Genomic DNA, 8,944 nt, shown 5'->3' with positions numbered 1-8,944 from the left:
CGCCGAGCGCACGCCGGAGGCCATCCTGGACGACATCCCGGACGGCGACGGTCCCCGCAGCGACGCGGGCACCAATCCTCTTCCCGACCTCTACTGGACCGCCTTCCCGGGCAGCCTGGAGGAGGAGAAGGACTGACTTCACGGCCGGCCCGAGGGGGCTTTCCCGAACCCTCCAGGTCCCCTCGGGCCACGGCCTCTTCTTGATTGAGTGTCTGGCGACCCCGCGCGCAATCCCTCACGCCCCGTCTGGAATGTCAGCCCCTCCCTGTACTGTGTGCTCATTCGCCAGCACATCCAGGGGGAGGAAACTCCATGGCGGAAGTCCGTGAGCTGCCTCGTGTATCCGTGAACAAGCTGGGTGAGTACCTCACCGCCACCCCGGCTCGTCGCAAGCGCATCATCTACGACCAGAAGCACCCGCCCGAGCAGCAGTATCTGCGCTACCCGGAGGCGTCGCTCGCCATCACGGACTTCCTGTGTCGTGACCTGGACCCGGCCATCCTCCGCGAGCACCAGCGCCGCTTCGCGTGCAGCGTGCCGCAGTCGGAGTTCGAGGCGCAGCGGCTGCATCTGTGCTCGGAGGCGCTGGAGCGCTTCGCGGACCTGGTGCCGTGGCTGGGACTGGAGGACACCATCATCAGCCCCGTGGGCGCCGAGCCTCCCGTGCTCGAGATGGCGGGCGTCACCATCAGCGTGCGGCCGGAGGTGGTGCTCCAGCGCATGGACCGACATGGCAATCCACGCGTGGGCCTGATGAAGCTCTACTTCTCCAAGCACCATCCGCTGGATGAGCGCTCCGGGCAGTACATCGGGACGATGCTGCAGCGCTTCGCCGAGCAGCACCTGTGTCAGCTGGGTCCGTCGGACCACCGGATGGTGCAGGTGGTGGACGTGTTCGCGGGCACCCTCTTCACCGCGCCCCGCGCGCATATCCGCCGACTCAGTGACGTGGTGCTCGCGTGTGAGGAAATCGCGGAGCGCTGGGCCGTCCACTGAACGAGCATTCGCTGCACGGCGTCCGCGCTCGGAGCGCGGTGGAAGATTTCAGTGGGCTCGAGTGAGTCGTGAGACACGGTGAGTCATGTGAAACATGACGCTTCCCGGGCTTCCGGGCGGGGCCTACGCTCCGGCGCACCGGTCGATTCGGCGACCGGCCTCACCCCTACGGGAGACGCATCATGAAGAGCCACAAGGTGAAGACTTTGAAGGAGCTGTTCGTGAAGGACCTCGCCCGCATCCACGGAGGCGATGGCAGCGCCACGTCCACCTCCACCGAGACGCAGAGCACCTCGCCCCAGGTCTCCACCACGCAGGCCTGTTGCGAGGAGAAGAACGACCCCTGCTGCTAGAGCGCGGTCGTCCTTCGGTTCGCTGAAGCTCGCGCGTGTCTCCCTTGCTGGGGGCACGCGCGTTTCGTTTCGCGGGGGCCCGTGTCGGGCCCTCCCCGCGGTCGGGGGGCGTGTCCGGTGCAGGGCGGCGCGGGTGTTGGCTCGTGGGAGGTCGGCGTGCGCGGCCGATGGGAAGCGGACACTCGGGTGGGTCCGCGTGGGTGTGGCGGGTTGGTGGAGCGCGGGGCCATCACCAGCGTGCGCCGCATGGCGCATCGAGGGATGGACAACGGCAAGGATGAGGCGCGGGGGGCCGCCGCTCGGCCCGGCATGGAGACGGCTCGGCCGGCGGACGCGGCGCCGCCTGGGTCTCGCGAGCGGAGTGAGTCCGATGTGTCGGGCTGGAACCCCGCTCGGGATGAGGCGCCTTCGTCGCGCGAGGGGCGCTATCACCGCGCCGCTTCGCTGCGCATGGCGCAGCCCCGGACGGCGGTGGAGGACCGCTCCGACGAGGCGTGGGCGAGCGGAGGAGTCCAGGGCGGGCCCTATGGGCGCGATGACCGGGATGACCGCTACGCCACGGGCGTGGGGCCTCGGGCGCGCATGGGGACGCAGGACCGGGAGCTTTCGCCCCAGCCCGCGGATTACCGGTCCTGGAACCGGGAGGGGTACGGCGGCGAGGAGTCGCGGATGCGTGGGGACGCGCCGCGCTCGGTCTCGGGTTGGCGGGCTCACGAGGAGGCGCCGCTGCCGCTGGAGACGAGCACGCTCCATGAGTCGCCGCGCCGGAGCGAGGGACGCGCGTTCCACACGGGCGATGTCGACACGGAGCTGGGGCTCGCGGAGGAGACGCTCGAGTTCGAGGCGCGCTCCCACGTGAGCCGCCCGGGTGAGCGCGCTGGGAGCGGATGGCGTGGCGGTCGCGACCTGGCCGCGCCTTCGCGTCGGCACTCCGACCCGGAGCGCGCAGAGGGTGGATGGCGCGGCGCCTCGCCCTCACGTCAGCACTCCGATTCGGAGGGTGGCGTGCGCGGCGGTCGCGACCTCTCCGCTCCTTCGCGTCAGCACTCCGATGAGGAGCGCTCCGAGGGTGGATGGCGCGGCGCCTCGCCCTCACGTCAGCATCCCGATTCGGAGGGCGGCGGTCGCGACCTCTCCGCGCCTTCGCGTCAGCACTCCGATGAGGACTGGCGCGAGGGGCGCGAGATGTCCGCGCGGTCGCGTGAGCGCTCCGGGGTGGTGCGTTCGGAGGAAGGCGCGCGAGGCGTTTCTCGTTCGGAGCGTCGAGAGGGGTCCGCGGTCCCTTCGCGCTCGGAGCGCACGTTCGTCGCGGACCACCTCCGCGAGGACCGGAGCCAGGACTATCGCGCGCCACCGCTCGGGATGTCCCAGCGCTGGCAGCGCGAGCCGCTGACGGCTCGCGACGTGATGACGCGCAACGTGCGCTCGGTGCGGCGTGACAGCCCGCTGCGCGAGGTGGCGCGCATCATGAAGGACGAGGACTGCGGCGTCGTCCCCATCATCGACGAGCAGGGCCGCCTGGTCGGGCTCGTCACGGACCGGGACCTCGCGCTGCGCGCCTTCGCCGGTGGCACTTCACCGGAGCAACTGCGCGCCGCGGACGTGATGACCGAGGACGTGGAGGCGGTGACGCTCGACGAGAGCCTGCATGGCCTCATCGACATCATGGCCCGCCGGCAGATTCGCCGGCTCCCCGTCATCGAGCGCGATGACCGGCTCGTCGGCATCATCTCGCTGGGAGACATCGCCCAGCGCGCCGACACGGACGAGGAGCTGCAACGCGCCCTGGAGCGCATCTCCGCGCGCCGCTCGTTCTGGACGCGGCTGCGCTGAAGTCACTTCGAGGAAGCGGAGCTCACGTCGCCATCAGTCGGCGGAGCTCCGCGTCCTCGACCCACCACACGCTGGACACGGGAATCACATAGAACCCGATGTCCGCGAGCTCGAGGAGCGCGGGCGGAACCCAGCCGTAGACGAGGCCACCGTGGACCTCTCCGTAGCCGTCCTTCCACTCGCTGTCGTGCGCGAACCAGGTGTCCCAGCCGGGGATGTCGTAGTCATCCAGGTAGCCGTTCGACGGCGCCGTCGCCGCACCGCACAGGTCCGAGTTGAAGTCCGTCGCGAACACCCGACCGCCCATCAAGTCTCCGAGTGGCGGCAGCGGCAGGTTCATCCGCTCGAGCTCCCGGCGACGTCGCTCGACGATGAAGCCCACCGCCTCCGCGGGAACTGCTGGTGCGCTCAACAACTGGTTCACCAGCGTGTCACCGTCATGCCCGCAGACCGGCGGCATCAGCTCCACCGAGCGCGTCGTCACCCCGGCCCTGGCGGCCTCGGCGCGTGGCAGACACCACGCGATGGTCTCCGCCAGTCGCCGCTTGAATCCTGTCACCATGCGCGCCTCCCGCTCGCCAGACGCGAGTCTCGCGCCCGTGCGAGCAGGGAGTCCACGAAGACCGGGAGCATCGGAGGCTCCGGCGAGGTCGCGCGGCGTCGAGCCCCAGCCCAAAGGGCCCGCCTCATATGGACAGCGGGCCCAGACGCGGAAGGAGGGCCCCTCCGCGCCGGGTTTCACCGTACGCCTGACACCACCACCGCGTCCGTCGTCTCCGTCACGGTGAACTTCTTGAGGGGCAAGGTCGCCAACCCTTGAATCCGATCTCCCTGAGCCGTGAACGTGGAGTTGTGGCAGTAGCAAATTAGCCCCAGCTCGCTCGGGTTCGAGGACACTTCGCATGCTTGATGCGAGCAAATGGAGTCCACGGCAGACAACGCCCCATCCGCAAGTCGGAATACGAAGATCTTCTTCCCATAGCCGCGGGGGACGCCCTCCACCACACTGCCGTTGTCCTTGAGCGTGGGGAACTGCGAGAAGGGCAGCCGCACCTCGCCGTTCACCGCCGAGGGGAAACCATCCTGGCCGGCGCGCAGCTCGATGGTCAGCTCCTGGTTGCCCGGGTTGTACGTGGAGGTGAACTTGCGCAGGCCCACCGTGGCCGGCCGCTGCGTCACCGCGCCGTCGATGGGGTTGAACTTGGACAGGTGGCACGGGCACACCACCTCGCGCCCATCGAAGCCGAGCGGGCACGCGGCGTGGGTGCACAGGTTGGACAGCACGGAGAAGGTGTCCTGCCCGGAGTGCGTCACCAGCAGGTCCGTCTCCTCGCCCGCCACACGCAGCGTAATCGCGCCGCCCACGCGCTCCAGGTCCGGATAGCGCGAGACCTGCAGCGTCACCACGCCCGCGTCGCTGGCCGTCACGTCCGTCACCGGCGCCGGGTCGATGTCCGGCGCGCAGCCCGGCAGCGCCGTCGCCGCCGCGCCCGCGGCGCTCGTGCCGAGGATGCCCTTCAGGAAGCCACGTCGCGACGTGCTCACGTCCCCTCCACCACGAAGACCAGCTTGGGCTCCAGCACCAGCTTGTCGTCCACCTTCACCATGAGCAGCGACGGGCGCTCCAGCTTGAACTGCTCCAGGCTGATGGTGAACGAGCCCTCCGTCGTCACCTCCGTGGCGGACTTGAACAGCACCGTCACCGGCACCTCCACGCTCTGCTTCTCACCGTGGAAGAGCAGCTGGCCCTTGAGCGTCACCTGCACCTTCGAGGGGAACGTCGCGGGCACCTTCACGCCCGGCGCCACGCCCTTGAAGTCGACGATGGGGTACTTGGCCACCTCCGTCACCTCCCACATGTGCTGGTCGCGGTTGGCGTTGCCGGAGTCGAAGTCCTTGATGTTGGCGCGCACGGCCACCTGCAGCGTGCCGTCCGCCTTCAGCAGGGCCTTGCCGTCGCTGGGCTTCGCGGTGCCGACCACCTCGTGCGCGGGGTGGTGCAGCTTGTAGGTGAGCGTGCTGGCGTCCTTCTTGAGCGCGTACGTCTTGGCTCCACCCTGGGCCAGGGCGGGCACGGAGAGCAGCAGGGTGGCGAGCAGCGCGAGTCGTCGAACAGTCATGTCCGTCTCCAGGAGATGCAGAGGGCATCCCTCCGAGGCCAACGGCGCTCGGGGGGAAAGATTCAGAAGAAGAGGGTGAAGATGCCGGCCGTGACGGCCCCGAGGGTGGTGTAGCCGACCACCTGGTGCGCGGTGGCCAGGTCCGTCTCCGACAGCCGGCCGAAGCGGTCCGTGGCCATGATGCCGAGGATGATCTGCGCGATCATCCCCGCGGTGGCCAGGGACATGAAGAGCTTGTGGAAGGAGATGGTGTCCCACTCGGCGTTCTGCTTCTCGAAGGGCTCCGGGGCGAGCAGGCCGAGCAGGCCCACCGAGGCGAAGACCACGGAGGTCCCCACGGCGAAGCCGCGGTGGAGCCCCAGCAGGTTGCGGTCATCGCCGCCGCCGCGGAACGAGTCGTTGAACTGGAGCTGGCCAATCACCGTGGTGGTGACCAGGCCCGCGGCCAGCGCGAAGCCCAGGCCCTGGTGCAGCTTGAGCATGGTGCGGCGCCGGTCCAGGCGCTTCTGCAGCTCCGGGTCCACCTGGGCGGCGGCGACGTCCTCGGCGGGCTCCAGGAGGTCGAAGTCCAGCGAGGGGTCCTCGGCCGGAGGGGACTGCTCCTCGGCGGGGGCCTGCTTCGTGGGCGCGTCCTTGGCGGGCGGCGACTTCTTCTGTTGGGCCTGGGCGGTGGTGGTGGACAGCAGCGATAGGATGACGAGGACGGCGGCGAGACGGTTCATCAGTGGGTATCCGTGAAGGGCTCGTGGCGGAGGGGCGGACAGGTGCGGCAGGGGTGCCGGGGGCCTGCTTCCATCATGCCGGCGTGACTCACGAAGAACCCGGAACCGATTGCAAAGTCGCCGCAACGGGGACCGGCCAGGGGTTTCGTGGACGCGATGGTGGAAGGCGAGCGGCGGCCGGAGACGGCCTGCATGAGGGGACCCGAACGAAACCTCCCAACCAGGTGGTGACCCCGGAAGCATGACTCCGAGGCCCAGGGGCGACGGTAGCGCCACACTCCGCGTTGCGGAAGCCGCATGAGTGGGCGCCGACTCTGTCCGACAGCCACCTTCCTCCGGGCTCGGGGTCGGAAGACCCCGGCCGGTGTGTTCACTGCCCGCGCGGGGGACTGACGGGCGCCCGACAATCATCCGTCCGGGGCCGGAAATCCGGCTCCGGATGCGTTTCAGTGGAGGCAGCCCGGGGTGTCACCTGCGCCGTCGGGCAGCCGCGCATGGAGAAGCATTCGTCCGTCAGCCTCCGCTTGCCTCCTCCCGACGAGGGCCCGGGTCCCGGCGTGGAACTGCTGGCGGAGAGCCGCCGCGCTCGCGCCAGCGCCGAGCTGGCCAGCGCGCGCATGCGAAGTCTGCAGTCGCTCACGCTCGCCCTCTCCGGCGCCCTCACCTCCGAGGACGTCGCCCGCGCCGTCGTCGTGGAGGCCGTGCGCACCCTGGAGGCCCAGACCGGCGGCCTCTACCTGCTGGAGGCCCGGGGCTCCACCCTGGAGCTGGTCCACACCGTGCGCTGCCCCCCGGCCATCGAGGCCGCCTTCACCCACGTCCCCCTGGGCGCCAACGTCCCCGTGGCCGAGGCCGTGCGCACCCGCGCGCCCCTGTGGCTGTCCGACTTCGCCACCCTGGCCGAGCGCTTCCCCATCGCGGCCGTCCCCGCCCGCCCCGAGCACGGAGACCTGTCCATCGCGTGCCTGCCCCTCATCGCCCGCGACAGGACGGTGGGCTGCCTCACGTTCATCTGGGGCCGCGCGCACGACTTCGACGAGGAGGAGCGCGCCTTCATCGACATGCTGGCCCAGCAGGCCACCATGGCCCTGGAGCGGGCCCGGCTGCTCGCCGCCGAGCGCAGCCAGGTGGAGCGCGTGGGCCTGCTCCAGCACGCCACCGCCATGCTCGCCACGTCGCTGGACCTGGGCCACACCCTGCGCGGCGTCGCGCTGGGCCTGGTCCCCACCCTGGGCGACTTCTGCATCATCGACGTGATGGGGCCGGACCACGAGGTGCGCCGCACCTTCCACGCCGCCACCCCCGAGTGCGCCGGCCTGCTCGCCGCCAGCCACTGGCGCCCCCCGGAGCGCCCCGGCACGCCCATCTGCGCGCTCGCCAGCGGCCAGCCCGTCTTCGCCCCCCAGGTCGACGCGGCCTGGGTGGAGTCCACCGCGTGCGGGCCGGAGACGCTCGCCCTGCTGCGCACCCTGGCCCCCACGTCCTGGCTGTCCGTCCCGCTGGACACGCCCGAGGGCGTGCTCGGCGCCCTCACGCTGGGCCACTGCCTGTCCGGCCGGCACCACACGGCCGAGGACCTGGAGCTGGCGATGGAGCTGGCCCGCCGCGCCAGCGCCGCCGTGCAGAACGCCCACCTGTTCCACCAGACGCAGCAGGCGCTCCAGCTGCGCGACGAGTTCCTCGCCATCGCGAGCCACGAGCTGAACACGCCGCTGACGGCGCTGAAGCTCCAGCTGTCCCGGCTGCGGCGCATGTCCTCGGACGGCGAGGTGCGGGCGCGCACCACGTCCGCCGTGCAGCAGGTGGACCGGCTGGGCCGGCTGGTGCGCGAGCTGCTGGAAGTGGCCCACCTGTCCGAAGGCCGGCTGCACCTGACGCCCGAGCCCGTGGACCTGGTGGACGTGTGCCGGGAGGTGCTCACGCGCTTCACCGAGGAGAAGGAGCGCGCGGGCGCCACCATCTTCCTGCGCGCCGACGGCGCCGTGTCCGGGCGCTGGGACGCCTCGCGCGTGGACGGCATGGTGACGCACCTGCTGTCCAACGCGCTCAAGTACGGCCTGGGCCGCCCGGTGGAGGTGGAGGTGACCTGCATCCCCGGAGACCTGGCGCGGCTGGTGGTGAGGGACCGCGGCATCGGCATCCCCGCCGAGCAGCTCGCCCACCTGTTCCAGCGCTTCGGCCGCGCGGTGCCACTCAGGCACTACGGCGGCTTCGGCCTGGGGCTGTGGTTCTCCCGGCAGGTGGTGGAGGCCCATGGAGGGCACATCCACCTGGAGAGCTCACCCGGGCTGGGCACCACCGTCACCGTGGAGCTGCCCAGGACGCCGGAGACGACTTGAGCCCCAGGCCCGCTCACGCCGGTGCGGTGGAGGGCACCTGGGAGCGCTGCGCGGTGCCGTGCGCCAGCTCCTCCCCCAGCGCGTGCGGGTCGAAGTACGCGTAGAAGCGGCGGATGTGCTCGCCATCCCACTCGAGGATGGAGACGCCCTCGTAGGCCACGGCCGCGCCGTTCTGCGCGGTGCCATGGGACTCCCACTCGAGCGCCACCCGGTCCCCCGCCTCAATCATGTTCCGGAAGGACGACTTCACCTGGCGCAGCGTGGCCTTGTACTCGCGCCAGAACTGACGCGCGCCCTGCTTCCCCTTGAACACCCGGGAAGAGGCCAGGTTGCTCACATGGGCATCGTCGCTGAAGAGCGCGACGAGCGCCTCCAAATCGCCGTCCTCCTCCAGGCTCGAAAGTGCCTCCACGAACCGCTGCGCTCGCTCCGTCGCCATGCGCGTGTCCTCGCTCGCCCCTGGGTGGAAGGGGGGCCCATGGAAGGAGACTGCGCATGCGCCATCCCGTTCGCGCCGAACCCGAAGGTGGAGGGCGGCGTGACGGTGGACCCGGACGTGAGCCGCTTCAACGAGGCGGAGA

Annotated in this window: 9 protein-coding genes; 4 read left to right on the top strand and 5 right to left on the bottom strand. The window is 70.6% G+C overall.

What is annotated here, in order from left to right; genetic code table 11:
• The first annotated feature begins 312 nt into the window (after positions 1-312).
• The 3 genes from FL311_RS37650 to FL311_RS45660 all read left to right on the top strand — a co-directional run bounded on the left by FL311_RS37650 (position 313) and on the right by FL311_RS45660 (position 3,182).
• Positions 313-996, top strand: a complete 684-nt coding sequence (locus FL311_RS37650) for a hypothetical protein (protein WP_141332498.1) — start codon at positions 313-315, stop codon at positions 994-996.
• Positions 997-1,178: 182 nt separating this feature from the next.
• Positions 1,179-1,349 carry a hypothetical protein gene (locus tag FL311_RS37645; RefSeq protein ID WP_153882721.1) on the top strand — a complete coding sequence of 57 codons (171 nt, stop codon included), beginning with the start codon at positions 1,179-1,181 and terminating at the stop codon, positions 1,347-1,349.
• A 186-nt stretch (positions 1,350-1,535) separates the two neighbouring features.
• Positions 1,536-3,182 (top strand): CBS domain-containing protein, encoded by a 1,647-nt coding sequence (locus FL311_RS45660; protein ID WP_228557342.1) that lies wholly within the window; start codon positions 1,536-1,538, stop codon positions 3,180-3,182.
• 22 nt (positions 3,183-3,204) lie between these two features.
• Here the strand turns inward: FL311_RS45660 and FL311_RS37630 are convergent, their stop codons facing one another.
• The 4 genes from FL311_RS37630 to FL311_RS37615 form a co-directional block, all read right to left on the bottom strand.
• Entirely contained in the window at positions 3,205-3,744 is a 540-nt protein-coding gene (locus FL311_RS37630) for a hypothetical protein (RefSeq protein ID WP_141332497.1), read from the bottom strand.
• Positions 3,745-3,920: 176 nt separating this feature from the next.
• On the bottom strand, positions 3,921-4,727 hold the full coding sequence (locus FL311_RS37625) for a Rieske (2Fe-2S) protein (protein ID WP_141332496.1): 807 nt from the start codon (positions 4,725-4,727) through the stop codon (positions 3,921-3,923).
• Positions 4,724-5,302, bottom strand: a complete 579-nt coding sequence (locus FL311_RS37620; protein ID WP_141332495.1) for a YceI family protein — start codon at positions 5,300-5,302, stop codon at positions 4,724-4,726. The genes FL311_RS37625 and FL311_RS37620 overlap by 4 nt, the downstream gene beginning before the upstream one ends.
• A 62-nt stretch (positions 5,303-5,364) precedes the next feature.
• Positions 5,365-6,024, bottom strand: coding sequence for a hypothetical protein (locus FL311_RS37615; RefSeq protein WP_141332494.1), 660 nt, complete (start codon positions 6,022-6,024; stop codon positions 5,365-5,367).
• 494 nt (positions 6,025-6,518) lie between these two features.
• On the opposite strand from FL311_RS37615, the gene FL311_RS37610 reads away from it, so the two are divergent.
• Positions 6,519-8,363: a GAF domain-containing protein gene (locus tag FL311_RS37610; protein WP_141332493.1), complete on the top strand. Its 1,845-nt coding sequence runs from the start codon at positions 6,519-6,521 to the stop codon at positions 8,361-8,363.
• 13 nt (positions 8,364-8,376) lie between these two features.
• Here the strand turns inward: FL311_RS37610 and FL311_RS37605 are convergent, their stop codons facing one another.
• Complete coding sequence (locus FL311_RS37605; protein ID WP_141332492.1) at positions 8,377-8,802, bottom strand: nuclear transport factor 2 family protein; 426 nt, start codon at positions 8,800-8,802, stop codon at positions 8,377-8,379.
• Positions 8,803-8,944 lie beyond the last annotated feature (142 nt).

It is taken from the genome of Myxococcus sp. AB025B (assembly GCF_006518215.1).
Classification (GTDB): domain Bacteria; phylum Myxococcota; class Myxococcia; order Myxococcales; family Myxococcaceae; genus Myxococcus; species Myxococcus fulvus.
The sequence above is the reverse complement of the archived record's forward strand: the minus strand, read 5'-3'. Positions and strand labels throughout refer to the sequence as shown.